General features: G+C 47.9%; 14 protein-coding genes. 13 read left to right on the plus strand and 1 reads right to left on the minus strand.

Annotated elements, in window-relative coordinates; all coding sequences use genetic code 11:
• Positions 1–41 precede the first annotated feature (41 nt).
• The 13 genes from ACFQZR_RS02365 to deoC all read left to right on the plus strand — a co-directional run bounded on the left by ACFQZR_RS02365 (position 42) and on the right by deoC (position 12,593).
• Positions 42–1,556: a TCP-1/cpn60 chaperonin family protein gene (locus ACFQZR_RS02365; protein WP_379342517.1), complete on the plus strand. Its 1,515-nt coding sequence runs from the start codon at positions 42–44 to the stop codon at positions 1,554–1,556.
• Between the two features lie 25 nt (positions 1,557–1,581).
• A complete protein-coding gene (grpE, locus tag ACFQZR_RS02370; protein WP_379342519.1) occupies positions 1,582–2,160 on the plus strand; it encodes a nucleotide exchange factor GrpE in 579 nt (192 codons plus the stop codon).
• Between the two features lie 68 nt (positions 2,161–2,228).
• Complete coding sequence (gene dnaK / locus ACFQZR_RS02375; RefSeq protein WP_379342521.1) at positions 2,229–4,070, plus strand: molecular chaperone DnaK; 1,842 nt, start codon at positions 2,229–2,231, stop codon at positions 4,068–4,070.
• Positions 4,071–4,195: 125 nt separating this feature from the next.
• The gene (gene dnaJ / locus ACFQZR_RS02380) at positions 4,196–5,314 is read left to right on the plus strand and encodes a molecular chaperone DnaJ (RefSeq protein WP_379342524.1); all 1,119 of its coding nucleotides are present in this window, start codon (positions 4,196–4,198) and stop codon (positions 5,312–5,314) included.
• Positions 5,315–5,462: 148 nt separating this feature from the next.
• The gene (locus tag ACFQZR_RS02385; protein ID WP_379342526.1) at positions 5,463–5,615 is read left to right on the plus strand and encodes a YfhD family protein; all 153 of its coding nucleotides are present in this window, start codon (positions 5,463–5,465) and stop codon (positions 5,613–5,615) included.
• Complete coding sequence (locus ACFQZR_RS02390) at positions 5,593–5,976, plus strand: hypothetical protein (protein ID WP_379342528.1); 384 nt, start codon at positions 5,593–5,595, stop codon at positions 5,974–5,976. Before ACFQZR_RS02385 ends, ACFQZR_RS02390 begins: the two co-directional genes overlap by 23 nt.
• 221 nt (positions 5,977–6,197) lie before the next feature.
• A complete protein-coding gene (gene def, locus ACFQZR_RS02395; RefSeq protein ID WP_379342530.1) occupies positions 6,198–6,713 on the plus strand; it encodes a peptide deformylase in 516 nt (171 codons plus the stop codon).
• A gap of 124 nt (positions 6,714–6,837) precedes the next feature.
• Complete coding sequence (prmA, locus tag ACFQZR_RS02400; RefSeq protein ID WP_379342532.1) at positions 6,838–7,815, plus strand: 50S ribosomal protein L11 methyltransferase; 978 nt, start codon at positions 6,838–6,840, stop codon at positions 7,813–7,815.
• Between the two features lie 7 nt (positions 7,816–7,822).
• Positions 7,823–8,509 carry a site-2 protease family protein gene (locus ACFQZR_RS02405; RefSeq protein ID WP_379342534.1) on the plus strand — a complete coding sequence of 229 codons (687 nt, stop codon included), beginning with the start codon at positions 7,823–7,825 and terminating at the stop codon, positions 8,507–8,509.
• Positions 8,510–8,605: 96 nt separating this feature from the next.
• Positions 8,606–9,370: an RsmE family RNA methyltransferase gene (locus ACFQZR_RS02410; protein ID WP_379342536.1), complete on the plus strand. Its 765-nt coding sequence runs from the start codon at positions 8,606–8,608 to the stop codon at positions 9,368–9,370.
• Between the two features lie 3 nt (positions 9,371–9,373).
• Entirely contained in the window at positions 9,374–10,711 is a 1,338-nt protein-coding gene (mtaB, locus tag ACFQZR_RS02415) for a tRNA (N(6)-L-threonylcarbamoyladenosine(37)-C(2))-methylthiotransferase MtaB (RefSeq protein WP_379342538.1), read from the plus strand.
• 767 nt (positions 10,712–11,478) lie between these two features.
• On the plus strand, positions 11,479–11,913 hold the full coding sequence (locus tag ACFQZR_RS02420; RefSeq protein WP_379342540.1) for an NUDIX hydrolase: 435 nt from the start codon (positions 11,479–11,481) through the stop codon (positions 11,911–11,913).
• Positions 11,910–12,593, plus strand: coding sequence for a deoxyribose-phosphate aldolase (gene deoC, locus ACFQZR_RS02425; protein ID WP_379342542.1), 684 nt, complete (start codon positions 11,910–11,912; stop codon positions 12,591–12,593). Before ACFQZR_RS02420 ends, deoC begins: the two co-directional genes overlap by 4 nt.
• A 9-nt stretch (positions 12,594–12,602) precedes the next feature.
• On the opposite strand, the gene ACFQZR_RS02430 is transcribed toward deoC, so the two are convergent.
• Complete coding sequence (locus ACFQZR_RS02430; protein WP_379342544.1) at positions 12,603–13,577, minus strand: Na/Pi cotransporter family protein; 975 nt, start codon at positions 13,575–13,577, stop codon at positions 12,603–12,605.
• Between the last annotated feature and the right edge of the window lie 81 nt (positions 13,578–13,658).

Raw genomic sequence — 13,658 nt, forward strand, 5'->3', positions numbered from 1 at the left:
ACGTAACTCGCGTGGGTACGACTAGAGAGGATCTGTGAAGCATGACGCAAGGCAATTCAAATCTGCTAGAGGGCGATGAGCGTCATGCGACGCTTATCAATAATGCGAATGCGATTCGTGCGATATGCTCATCAGTAGAAGGGACGCTCGGTCCGAAAGGACTGGATGCGATGCTGGTTAGTCCGCAAGGAGAAGTCATTATTACGAATGACGGCGTCACAATCCTGGAGAAGATGGATGTGACGCATCCTGCGGCGAAGCTGCTCATCCAAGTGGCCCGCTCACAGCAGCGGGTTGTCGGTGATGGTACCACAACGGCTACGGTGCTCGCGGGAGCGCTTGTGCAAGAAGGTGTTGCTCAAGTGCTTCGGGGCGTACCAGCTTCGAAGGTTGTTACGGGGATGCAGCAAGGGATCGCCTGGGTGAAGCAGGAGCTAGAGCAACGTGCAATTCGGATTACAGGGATCGACGATCCATTGCTTCGTCAGACAGCGTTCATCGCAGGGCGCGAGCACCAAGACATCGTAGACTTCGTGATGGAAGCTGCTGCCCGTGTAGGGATGGAACGATTGCTCGATCAAGATTATAGCTTGTCGGAATCCGTATTTGCGCATGAGAAGGCAACCAGCGAAGTATGGCATGGACTACTGTTAAGGCAGCAGCCGATTTATCGGCATGGTTCCGTTGAACGCAGGCATGCGCGGATTTTGGTCCTGCAAGATGCACTGGAGCCTGAACAGCTCGATGAAGAGCTGCTCACGACAGAAGCTGGATTCGGGCAATACATGGAGCATCGTGCTCGATTCATGCAGCAGCTCGAATGCTTGTCCAGATTGGATGTCGCTCTGATCGTATTGGAGCGAGGGATCCATCCGGATGCCGAACAATTCTGTGCGGACCATAATATGATGGTGGTGCAGCGCGTAAGCCGGGAAGAAATTCGTCGGATTTGCAAGTCTACAGGGTCCATTCCGATCAAACGTGCCGCATTACATAAACAGGAGGAGCAGTTGAAGCAGGTCCTTGGCTACTCCGAGCTTGTCCAATATGATGAGCGGCTCGAACGTGTCCGCGTGGCTTGTGAATCGGCAGTCTCCATTATTATTGGTGCGAGTACGGCTGAAGTCGTCGGGGAACGTGCGAGGATCGCTGCAGATGCGGCTTCAGCCGTACAGACTGCAGTCCGAGGCGGGATTCTTCCGGGTGGAGGAACGACAGAGCTTGCCATCTCTTATGAACTGGGACGATTCCGGGAATCCTTGAGAGGGATGGAATCCTTCGGCGTTGTCGCCGTAGCTGCGGCACTGCATAAACCGATGTCACAGATCATTCAGAATGCAGGATTTAATCCATTAGAGAAGATCGAGCAAGCAAGATCCGCACAGCAGGAATACGGAACAGACGCGATGGGGATGGATTGCGATTCCGGGGCATTTATTGATTATATCCAGCAAGGCATTATTGATCCTGCGAATGTCAAAATACATGCTATTCATGCGGCGGGCGAGGTTGCGGCTGCGATTCTAAGAATCCATACCGTAATCAAAATGCGCTAGTCTATGTTAAGGAGGTGAACGAATCGTGGAAGAGAGAGAGAATACGACTGAAGTGAGGGATGAACAGAACATGACAGATCATCATGAAGAAACGATGTCATCACATACAGAGGCAGATCAAGAGACAGCTCAGGCTGCACCACAATCAGAGGTAGAATTAGAAATTCAGCGACTTACCGAACTTGCGGAAGAGAACAATAATAGATACTTAAGAGCACAAGCAGATTTCGATAATTTCCGTCGCCGGACGGTGAAGGAAAGAGAAGAACTCGCGAAATACGCATCCTTGAAAGTTGTTGAGCAGCTTGTCCCGGTACTGGACAACTTCGAACGCGCCATTCAAGTAAGTGGTGAAAATCAAGATTTCGAATCCTTTTCTAAGGGTGTGCAAATGATCTTCCGTCAATTATCCCAAGTGCTGGACCAAGAAGGTCTGCAACAGATGAATGCCGTGGGTCAACCATTTAATCCAGAATACCATCAAGCGATAATGCAAGTGGAGTCTGATGAGTATGAGGAAGGTATTGTCGTGGAGGAAGTTCAGAAGGGCTACATGTTGAAAGACAAAGTTCTTCGCCCTGCGATGGTTAAAGTGAGCATGTAATATCCGCATCACAGCGGTTTTTGAATAAATGAATCCGTCAGGAACGAATTTGAGGAGGAATACTTACGATGAGTAAAGTAATTGGTATTGACTTAGGAACAACAAACTCTTGTGTAGCAGTAATGGAAGGTGGCGAAGCTGTCGTCATCCCGAATCCAGAAGGTAACCGTACAACACCATCCGTTGTCGGCTTCAAGAAAGACGGCGAGCGTATCGTTGGTGAGACAGCGAAACGTCAAGCGATCACGAATCCAGATCGTACAATCAGCTCCATCAAACGTCACATGGGTACGAACCACAAAGAAACCATCGATGGCAAAGATTACACACCACAAGAAATCTCCGCTATCATCTTGCAAAAGTTGAAAGCTGATGCAGAAGCTTACCTGGGTCAAACGGTAACCCAAGCGGTTATCACGGTTCCAGCTTACTTCAATGACAGTCAACGTCAAGCAACGAAAGACGCGGGTAAAATCGCAGGTCTTGAAGTGCTTCGTATCGTCAATGAGCCAACAGCAGCAGCGCTTGCATATGGTATGGAGAAGACAGAAGATCATACAATCCTTGTATTTGACCTTGGTGGCGGTACATTTGACGTATCGATCCTTGAGCTTGGTGATGGCTTCTTCGAAGTTAAAGCAACAAGTGGTGACAACAGTCTTGGTGGTGACGACTTCGACCAAGTGATCATCGACTATCTTGTAGCTGAATTCAAGAAAGAGCATAGCATTGACCTAAGCAAAGATAAAGCTGCTGTACAACGTCTGAAAGATGCTGCGGAAAAAGCGAAGAAAGAATTGTCTGGCGTTCTTACGACAACAATCTCCTTGCCGTTCATCACGGTTGTTGATGGCGTACCTCAGCATTTAGAGCTTAACTTGACTCGTGCGAAATTCGAAGAGATCTCTGCAAATCTTGTAGAGCGTACTTTAGGCCCTACACGTCAAGCGTTGAGTGATGCAGGATTGTCTGCTAACGAAATCAACCGTGTTGTATTGGTTGGTGGATCGACGCGTATTCCAGCGGTTCAAGAAGCGGTTAAGAGATTAATTGGTAAAGATCCTCACAAAGGCGTTAACCCAGATGAAGTGGTTGCACTTGGTGCTGCGGTTCAAGCGGGTGTATTGACTGGCGATGTGAAAGACGTTGTATTGCTAGACGTAACACCATTGTCCCTTGGTATCGAAACAGCAGGCGGCGTGTTCACGAAAATGATCGAGCGTAACACAACGATTCCTACAAGCAAATCCCAAGTGTACTCCACATACGCAGATAACCAACCAAGCGTTGAAATTCACGTCTTGCAAGGTGAGCGTTCGATGGCAGCAGGCAACAAAACGTTGGGTCGCTTTACCTTAGGTGAAATTCCTTTGGCACCACGCGGCGTACCGCAAATCGAAGTTACATTTGATATCGATGCGAACGGGATCGTTAACGTATCGGCTACCGATAAAGGCACGAACAAAACACAAAAAATTACGATTACTTCCTCCAGCGGCTTGAGCGATGAAGAAGTAGAACGTATGATGAAGGATGCAGAATTGCATGCTGAAGAAGACCGTAACCGTAAGGAATTGGTTGAAGCGAAGAACAACGCGGACCAATTGGTATACCAAGTTGACAAGACGATCAAAGATCTTGGCGACAAAGTAGATCAAGCGGAGATCGATAAAGCCAATGCTGCGAAAGAAAAAGTAACAGCTGCGCTTGCAACAGATAATTTGGAAGAAATTAAATCCACAACAGAAGCTTTGACTGAAATCGTGCAACAGCTTTCTGTGAAGTTGTATGAGCAAGCAGCGCAAGCGGGGCAAGGTGCTGAAGGTGCGGCGCAAGAAGGTGCAGCTCCAGGCAGAGACAACGTCGTGGATGCAGATTACGAAGTTGTTGACGACAACGAGAAAAAGTAATCGTTCGTGAGCGATGAACGTTTCACATTGTGAAACAACAAGTCAAAGAGAGGGGATTTCCCTCCCTTTGACTTTCCTTTTGTTGTCGAACACAGTACAATGTATACCAGCATGGGGGTGGAATAGTGGCGAATAAGCGGGATTATTATGAGGTTCTCGGTGTAGATAAGGGGGCGTCTGATGACGATGTCAAGAAAGCTTATCGAAAGCTAGCAAGGCAATATCATCCAGACGTGAACAAGGCTGCGGATGCCGAAGACAAGTTCAAAGAAGTGAAAGAAGCTTACGAAGTGTTAAGCGACGATCAGAAACGTGCCACATATGATCAATATGGTCATGTCGATCCAAATCAAGGATTTGGCGGCGGCGGTGCGGATTTCAGCGGCGGGTTCGGAGATATCTTCGATATGTTCTTCGGCGGCGGCGGTGGAAGAAGAGATCCGAATGCGCCTCAGCGCGGTAACGATCTTCAATATTCCATGACGATTGAATTCAAGGAAGCGGTATTCGGTAAAGAAACCGATATTACGATTCCTCGTACGGAAAATTGTGATACTTGCCACGGATCGGGTGCGAAGCCGGGTACGAAGCCAGATACATGTTCGACGTGTCATGGTACGGGTCAACAAGAAGTGGTTCAGAATACGCCATTTGGTCGTATGGTGAATCGCCGCGCTTGTCAGACTTGCGGCGGTAAAGGACAAATTATTCGTGAGCGCTGCTCGACATGTAACGGGCAAGGTAAAGTGAAGAAGCAGCGTAAGATTCATGTTAAAATTCCTGCGGGTGTCGATGACGGCGCGCAATTGCGGATGTCTGGCGAAGGTGAAGGCGGCCTACGCGGCGGTCCAGCAGGCGATCTGTACATTGTCATTCGTGTGAAATCGCATGAGTTCTTTGAGCGTGAGAACGACGATATTTATTGCGAAATTCCGCTGACTTTTGCTCAGGCAGCGCTTGGTGATGAAATTGAGATCCCAACGTTAACGGAGAAAGTGAAGCTGAAGATTCCTGCGGGTACGCAGACAGGTACTTACTTCCGCTTGAAAGGCAAAGGGGTTCCACGTCTACGTGGTATCGGTCAAGGTGATCAGCATGTGAAAGTCGTTGTTGTGACACCGACGAAGTTGACCGACGAGCAGCGTGAATTGCTGCGTCAATTCGCAGGCTTAAATGGTGAGAATACGCATGAACAGCAGCAGTCCTTCTTCGATCGCATGAAGAAAGCATTTCGTGGAGATTGATGCTCTAAAATCAAGCTAGCTGAAATATAGAGCCTGAATAGTAACGGATCACCGTGCTATTCAGGCTCTTTGTCGTCTTCGCACGAATAGGTTCTATCGATTACGCCGATCCTATAGCTGCAGAAACCTATAGAAGGAGTGACTCGAAATGGACAACCATCGAGAAAACCAAAAGAAAGCGAACAACTTACCCATTGCGAAGAATGAGGATGTCGAATTCGCTATGGATGAAGCAGATCAGGCAGATCTGGATGCTCTAGCACGCGCCGAAGCCGCAGATGCGCGTCAAGAGAATTCGTGAAGGTGATGTAGATATGCAGACGATAGAGATTAAGGCAAATTTCACCAGATCCGCGGACGCAGAGGCGGCGCAGAACAAACTGCGCGCTCTTCGAATTGAGAATACGGCTATTAACGAGAATACGGCAGGGGATGGGGGATTTCTAGGTTATAACGGAGATCCAGCTTGGTTCAACTTGGGGAATCTGAGCACGATGTCGATGATGTCGTATTCCACTTCCATGATGACAGGTTTGTATGCAGCAGGATATAATGCGATGAACGAAGCTTCGCGTCAATTTCAACTCTCGGCAGTCGTACCGGATTCCGTCTATCATCAAGCCAAGATGGTCATTGAAGCCGCAGGCGGATCGTTACAATAGCTTGAATATCGTGAGAGCATCTCCATCTACATTGTAGATGGGATGCTTTTTCAAAATATAAGTATTTATATGTTTCACGAATAAACTGTTCTTATATTTCTCGCTAAAACGCTTCCCGTCCTTACAAGGACGACGAGGTCGTTTATGCTTGTTCTTGTCATTTGCATTTTGCATATAGTATATTGAGGGGATACAAATGTTCATTGGGGAGGAAACATGTAATGCAAGTGAAAGACATCGTTCCATTTGGGGATCCGGTACTACGTAAAGTAGCTAAGCCGATAACTGAAATCAATGCCAAAATCATTCGTCTATTGGATGATATGAAGGCGACATTGTTGGATTCCGAGTATGGAGCAGGACTAGCAGCGCCGCAAATTGGAATGCTGCGTAGAGTCATTGTTATGAATATTGATGATACATTTTATGAACTCATTAATCCGGAAATCATCGAGAAGTCGGGCGAGCAAGTAGGTTATGAAGGCTGCTTGTCACTGCCAAGATATATTGGGATTGTGAAACGCTACAATGAAGTGAAGATCACCACCATGAACCGTGAAGGCGAGACAGTAGAGCTCGAAGCCTCGGGATTCCTTGCTCGTTGTATCCAGCATGAGATCGACCATTTGAACGGTGTGTTATTCATCGACCATGTCCAAGATAGTTATCTCATTCATGAAGAGACGGATAAGAAGATGTCTCTGATTGATGCTATGAAGCTTGCGGGATCCAAATAGGAGATTGAAAGGTGGAATAGGGCGTACAGGCGGATGAAGCTTGTACGTCATTTCTTTTTTGTGAAAAAAGTCTCCTTATAGTACAATAGATCGTAAATGATTTTTTTGGGAGGACGTACGATTAATGTTATGGCATGAATTAACGATACATACAACAGAAGAAGCGGTAGAAATGATTTCGAACTTTTTGCATGAGATGGGAGCAGACGGGGTCTCCATCGAAGAAACGGGTTCCTTGAATAGAGAAAGAGATACGACCTACGGGCAGCTATACGATAAGCCGTTCAATGACATTCCTGAGGGAGAAGCGGTGATCAAAGGATATTTCGCAGATGTATCGAATCCAGGCGATCTGGTAGCAGAGATTACTCCGCGTATTGAGGAGCTACGTACCTTTGACATTGATCCAGGGTCTTACACCATGGACACACGAGTCGTCAACGAAGAAGAGTGGGCAAATGCCTGGAAGCAATACTTCAAACCGATTCGCGTATCGGAGAAGTTAACGATTAAGCCGACCTGGGAGCCTTATGAAGCAGGACCGGGCGAACATATTATCGAAATTGACCCGGGAATGGCTTTCGGTACGGGTACACATCCAACGACATCATTGTGTCTACGTGCGCTAGAGTCCGTCATTCAGGGCGGAGAAGAAATTATCGATGTTGGAACGGGATCTGGGATCCTCGCCATCGGTGCGGTGAAGTTAGGTGCGAAGCATGTCCTTGCACTGGATCTTGATCCTGTAGCGGTCACGATTGCTGAAGAGAATACGCAATTGAATCAGTTGGAGAATGAGATAACCGTTCACCTTAGTGACTTGCTTCAAGTGATTAATCGGAACCAGGAAGAGAATGAGTCCACACCACTTGGCGTGACGCTTCCGGTACAGATTGTGGTTGCGAATATTCTTGCAGAAGTAATCTTGCTGTTCATTGATGATGTATACAATGCCTTAGCGGAAGGCGGCACTTATATTACTTCTGGCATTTATAAGAATAAAGAAGAAGTGGTGGAGCAAGCGCTGCTTGCGGCCAAATTCACAATCGTAGATCGCTATCGCGAGGATGACTGGGTAGCCTTCGTAGCGAGAAAGTTGTAGGTGACGGATGGATTTTTTGGATAAACTGATTGTTTTTCCTGTTGAACATTTACCCTTTGTCTTGCTCGTATTATTAATTTCTTTTACAGTGCATGAATTTGCGCATGCTTATTTTGCAAATGTATTCGGTGATCCGACAGCGAAGCTTCTTGGCCGCGTCACACTGAATCCGAGTAGGCATCTGGATGTATTCGGAACGTTATTGTTCTTGATTGCTGGATTTGGTTGGGCTCGTCCTGTGCCGGTGAACCGCGAGAATTTCCGTAACCCGCGTGCGATGGGGATTGTTGTCTCGGCTGTAGGTCCGCTGAGCAATCTTTTAGTCGCCTTTATCGGTGCGCTTGTGTATATCGTCTTGCTGAAGTACCATGTGATGGGGGATTTTGCGAATGAACGTGTTGGGGAAGCAATTGATATTTTCTTCAAATATTTGATCAATTATAATATTCTGTTGTTCCTCTTCAATTTGATTCCTCTTCCGCCGCTAGACGGGTACCGGATTATCGAGGACCTTGCGCCGAGAGGCATTCGGATCAAACTTCAGCAGTTTGAGAAGTGGTCGATATTTATTTTCATGCTCATCGTATTTCTTCCGCCGGTTCGTGCGGTTACGATTAAGCCGTTGTTTGATCTGATCAGCCCGATGTATTTAAGTTTTATTAAATTTTGGGCCAAAGTCATCGGACTCGGTTAATCCTTGGTAAATTCGATCAGATGTAGATTTTACGGGGTAAAAGAGGTATGATATGTTTTGGTTCATTTCGAAATATGAAATTAGGAACGATGAGATATGCAGAGATATTTTATAGTGCCGGAGCAATTTGGCGAACATTCGGTTATGATTACAGGCGATGATGCCCATCATATTAGTAAAGTTATGCGTGCTCGCGTTGGCGAGAAGTTTATTGTAAGTGACGGTGCCAGTCAAGAAGCCTTGGTGGAAATTACAGATATTGAAGCGAGCGGCGTAACAGCGGTGATCGTGGAGCGAATCGCACTAACCCAAGAGCCGTGGCTGCAAGTGACGGTTGCTCAAAGTCTACCAAAGGGCGACAAGATGGAGACGGTCATTCAGAAGTGTACAGAGATTGGCGCGGTGCGGTTCATTCCTTACATTTCAGAGCGTACGATCGTTCAATACGATGCGAAGAAAGAAGCGAAACGGATTGAACGCTGGGGCAAAATTGCGAAGGAAGCTGCAGAGCAAGCGCATCGCAATCGTGTGCCTGAAGTCGAATCGACGAGCACATGGAAGCAGATGCTTGCACGGATAGCTTCGTACGATTTGGTGTTGTTCTGCTATGAGAAGGAAGAAGGACTTCAACTACGTGATGTCGTACAGCCGTTCATTGCTGGTATGGACCGGAACCGTGCTGCACAGGTGCTGGTGATGGTCGGTCCCGAAGGCGGTTTTACCGTTCAAGAGATGGAGGCTGCGGAATCGGCCGGTGCGAAGTCTGTTGGGCTTGGAAGACGAATATTACGCACGGAGACGGCCGCGATGGTCGGTCTCACGTGCCTTTTGTATGAATCTGGAGAGATGGGAGGCGTGTAGAGAATGCCATCTGTAGCATTTTACACCCTGGGCTGTAAAGTTAACTTCTATGATACGGAAGCAATCTGGCAGTTGTTCAAGAATGAAGGCTATGAACAAGTCGATTTCGAGACACAGACTGCTGACGTATACCTCATTAATACATGTACCGTAACGAATACGGGCGATAAGAAGAGTCGTCAAATTATTCGCCGTGCGGTACGCCGGAATCCGGATGCCATCATTGCGGTAACAGGCTGCTATGCGCAGACTTCACCTGCAGAAATCCTGGATATTCCGGGTGTGGATCTCGTGATCGGGACGCAAGATCGTGATAAAATCATGCCGTATATCGAGCAGCTTCAACAAGAGCGTCAGCCGATAAATGCGGTTCGCAATATTATGAAGACACGCGAGTTCGAAGAATTGGATGTGCCGGATTTCGCGGAGCGTACACGTGCGTTCCTCAAAATTCAAGAGGGCTGCAACAACTTCTGTACCTTCTGTATCATTCCATGGTCCCGCGGATTGTCTCGCAGCCGTGCGCCGGAGAGCGTCGTTGAACAAGCGAAGCAATTGGTCGCTGCAGGTTATAAAGAAATCGTACTCACGGGGATTCATACGGGCGGATATGGGGATGACTTAGAGAACTACCGTCTGGCAAATCTGCTTTGGGATCTGGATAAAGTCGAAGGACTGGAACGGATCCGTATCAGTTCGATCGAAGCAAGCCAGATCACGGACGAAGTGCTGGAAGTGCTTAAGAAATCTTCGAAAATGTGTCGTCACTTGCATATTCCGCTTCAAGCAGGCGAAAACGATGTGCTGAAACGCATGCGCCGTAAATATACGGTTGAAGAGTTCGCGACGAAAATCGAGCGCATTCAAGAAGTCATGCCGGATGTTGCGATTACGACGGACGTGATTGTTGGTTTCCCTGGCGAGACGGACGAGCAGTTCCGTAAAGGGTACGAGTTCATGGAGAAGATTAAATTCTCCGAGATGCACGTCTTCCCTTACTCCAAGCGTACAGGTACACCTGCTGCGCGAATGGAAGATCAAGTGGATGACGAAGTGAAGCATGCACGGGTGCATGAACTGATCGACTTATCTGAGAAAATGCAATTAGCGTATGCCGAGCAATTCGTCGGCCAAGTTCTTGATATTATCCCTGAGCGTGACTATAAAGGTGCTCCAGGAACAGGTAAAGTCATGGGTTACTCCGATAACTACCTGCAAGTAATCTTTGAGGGTGACGAGTCCTTGATCGGCAAGCTGTGCCGCGTGAAGGTCACGGAAGCGGGAGTGAATGAGTGCATGGGTACGCTCTTGCGTGTCATCGAGGAGCAACAAGTAGGGTAATCCCTCCTTGTATCCCCCTATTCCATAGAAATGCTTTTTTACCACCCCCTAAATCCCCCTCCCCCTTATGCTTACGATGCCAGCTTTCCTTCGGAAAGCTCACAGGGGGACCCTAGAAGGCTAGCACTCTGAGTCCCGAAATTGAGCGTGGGATTTAGGGTTGTGGTTGTGAGTCAATATGTGCAAGGATCGCTTTCGTTTAGCCGAGATTCCCTCCGGGAACCTCGGCTAAACACGCTTTATGGCGTGTGTACTTAATTCAGGGTAAAATAACTAGTAGAGCAGAGAATAAAGATCGATGATGGACACAGAATCCGTTATTTGTTCGTAACAGGTAAGTTATGATCATTATATGGACTCAAGTGCGCTTATTGCCTAGGAAATAACTATATTGGCCCGTTTATCTCGTGAATAGCGTCTCAAGTGTCCGTATTATCGCGTGAATCACATGTTTTGGCCCAAATAGCGGCTTCTCGGTCCTCATCACTCCAAAAATAACAAAGAAGAATATCAAAGTAAAAAGTAAGCTCAGTAGCAAGGTCCGTGCACAGTACAGCGTGCCCTTAACCTGTTTGCCCGCAGGGTCAAATAGGTTAAGGACGAAAGCGCTCATTCGTTAAAAGGATGTAGATACATATAACAGTACCTCCTTCGCCCCTTTTGGGAGTCCAGAGGGCGTAGCCCTTGGGGTCCCCCTCCACTGGAGGGGGATTTAGGGGGAGGCCAAAGTTTATCTTAGATAAAGAAACGAGAGAGGAAGTTATGCCATGCAAGAGATTAGCGCAGGCGGTGTCGTCTACCGCAAAAGCCCCGAAGGATTAGAAATTCAATTAATTCGAGATCGGTTCGGCAAGATTTCGCTGGCTAAGGGTAAGATGGAGCCAGGTGAGACGGTGGAAGAGACGGCTCTACGAGAAATCCAAGAAGAGACAGGCATGATCGGGCGTATTGTGGCGCCTATCGATCAAATTTCCTATACGTATACACACGCTGTTCATGGGGAGACGGAGAAAATCGTGCATTACTATGTTGTGGAGGCGTTAGAGGGGGATCTTCAAGCGCAAGTCGAAGAGATCAACGGCGTATCCTGGTTCGCCCCGCAAGAGGCATGGTTACAACAGAAACAGCAAGGATACGATAATAACGATAGCATTTTGCGAAAAGCGTTAGAGTACTTACAGGCCGAGGTGGATTTCTCATGACAAATGCGGAACAATTAGCGCAATATATCGATCATACGCTATTAAAATCTGATGCCAATGAGACAGAGATCATCCAGCTGTGTGAAGAAGCGAAGAAATATCAATTTTATAGCGTTTGTGTCAATGGCCGATGGGTTGCGAAATGCCGTGAATTGCTCGAAGGATCGAACGTTCATATCGCAGCGGTTGTCGGATTCCCGCTTGGCGCGAACTCGAGTATCGTGAAGGCTTTTGAAGCAGCGAAAGCGGTGGAAGACGGCGCAACCGAGATTGATATGGTCTTGCAGATTGGTCTGCTCAAAGCTGGTAAGCTTGATGCTGTGCAAGAGGATATTGCCCACGTTGTTCGTATGGTGCAAGGCAAAGCGATTGTCAAAGTGATTTTTGAGACAGGCATCCTAACCGATGATGAGAAAATTTCTGCTTGCAGATGCTCCGAGCAGGCTGGAGCGCATTTTGTGAAGACCTCGACAGGTTTTGGCAAGGGCGGTGCTACGGTTGAAGATATACGCTTAATGCGCGCGCATGTATCGCCGCATATTGGCGTGAAGGCGTCTGGTGGCGTTCGGGACCAAGAAACCGCGTTGCGTATGATTGAAGCCGGAGCAACGCGGATTGGCGCGAGTGCAGGGATACAGATTGTAATGGGGGACAAGCCTGCTGAAGGTGGAAGCTACTAAACCCTTCGATTAAAATTCTGCTCGCATGCGACGCCATACGGGCAAGTAGCATAGCGGGAGGGCGACAACGGAGCTCACGACATTGAAAATGGTCTGGGCGTGTGCAATTTGAGCGGCTGGGTCAGGCGTCATCCAGCTCGATACGGTATGAAGTTGTGCGAGAAAAGGGTAGAAGAGAATCGCACCTCCAACATTTAATACCACATGCGTCCAAGCGACGTTCCGACCGGATCGACTGCCCCCAAGCGATGCGATAAGGGCTGTTACACAGGTCCCAATATTGGAACCGATGACGATGGCGATGCCAAGCTCTACAGGAATGGCATTCATCGTAGCGAGCCCCATCGTTAATCCGATCATGGCTGCGCTGCTATGAATCAAGGCTGTGATGCAGGCGCCTGCAGCAAGTCCCCATAGTAAACTTTGCGCCGACTGTTCAAGGAACCAGTTGAATAGTCCACGTGCTTGTAAGGCGGGCGCGATCGATTTCATCTCCTCAATGCCGATGAGAATGAGGGAGAATCCGGCCACGGCGAGGGACAAGTATTGTGCGGTTCGGATCCAGGATGCAATCGAATCAAGAGCACGCGGTTTGTATTCGGCTAGTGTTACAGCTAAAGCCCATATACCAAGAGAGACGAGCAGAAGCGGTAGCGCATATTGGTTCAGATTGAGACCGATAAGTTCGGTCGTTAGACAAGTTCCAATATTGCTGCCGAGTATGATGCCGAGTGAACTTGCAAATGGCAAGAGTCCGGCATTCACAAGACCAATTGTGATGACGGTAATCGCTGTACTGCTCTGCAGGAGTGCGGTTACACCTGTGCTGAATAATAAGCCGCGAAGCGGCGTTTTGGTCGAGACGGCGATGGCTTTGGTGAGATAAGGCCCAGCCCAGAGATGAAGCGCCAGTTCCATCAGCTTCATGCCGAAGAGGAACAAGGAAAACCCGTAACAGAGCGGAAAAATAATCGATATGAACATAAGAATACTCCTTTAAAGAAGGATAGGAATAACCACTCTATAATGGTATGAACAGAATAGGACGACCATGACAAGCATCTT

Source organism: Paenibacillus sp. GCM10027629, from assembly GCF_042676425.1.
Taxonomy (GTDB): Bacteria; Bacillota; Bacilli; order Paenibacillales; family Paenibacillaceae; genus Paenibacillus_K; species Paenibacillus_K terrigena.

Excerpts from the sequence above, each read along its gene's own strand:
- ACFQZR_RS02365 (WP_379342517.1), top strand. The coding sequence starts at position 42 with ATGACGCAAGGCAATTCAAATCTGCTAGAGGGCGATGAGCGTCATGCG.
- dnaK (WP_379342521.1), top strand. The coding sequence starts at position 2,229 with ATGAGTAAAGTAATTGGTATTGACTTAGGAACAACAAACTCTTGTGTA.
- ACFQZR_RS02385 (WP_379342526.1), top strand. The coding sequence starts at position 5,463 with ATGGACAACCATCGAGAAAACCAAAAGAAAGCGAACAACTTACCCATT.
- ACFQZR_RS02390 (WP_379342528.1), top strand. The coding sequence starts at position 5,593 with ATGCGCGTCAAGAGAATTCGTGAAGGTGATGTAGATATGCAGACGATA.
- def (WP_379342530.1), top strand. The coding sequence starts at position 6,198 with ATGCAAGTGAAAGACATCGTTCCATTTGGGGATCCGGTACTACGTAAA.
- prmA (WP_379342532.1), top strand. The coding sequence starts at position 6,838 with ATGTTATGGCATGAATTAACGATACATACAACAGAAGAAGCGGTAGAA.
- ACFQZR_RS02405 (WP_379342534.1), top strand. The coding sequence starts at position 7,823 with ATGGATTTTTTGGATAAACTGATTGTTTTTCCTGTTGAACATTTACCC.
- ACFQZR_RS02410 (WP_379342536.1), top strand. The coding sequence starts at position 8,606 with ATGCAGAGATATTTTATAGTGCCGGAGCAATTTGGCGAACATTCGGTT.
- mtaB (WP_379342538.1), top strand. The coding sequence starts at position 9,374 with ATGCCATCTGTAGCATTTTACACCCTGGGCTGTAAAGTTAACTTCTAT.
- ACFQZR_RS02420 (WP_379342540.1), top strand. The coding sequence starts at position 11,479 with ATGCAAGAGATTAGCGCAGGCGGTGTCGTCTACCGCAAAAGCCCCGAA.
- deoC (WP_379342542.1), top strand. The coding sequence starts at position 11,910 with ATGACAAATGCGGAACAATTAGCGCAATATATCGATCATACGCTATTA.
- ACFQZR_RS02430 (WP_379342544.1), bottom strand. The coding sequence starts at position 13,577 with ATGTTCATATCGATTATTTTTCCGCTCTGTTACGGGTTTTCCTTGTTC.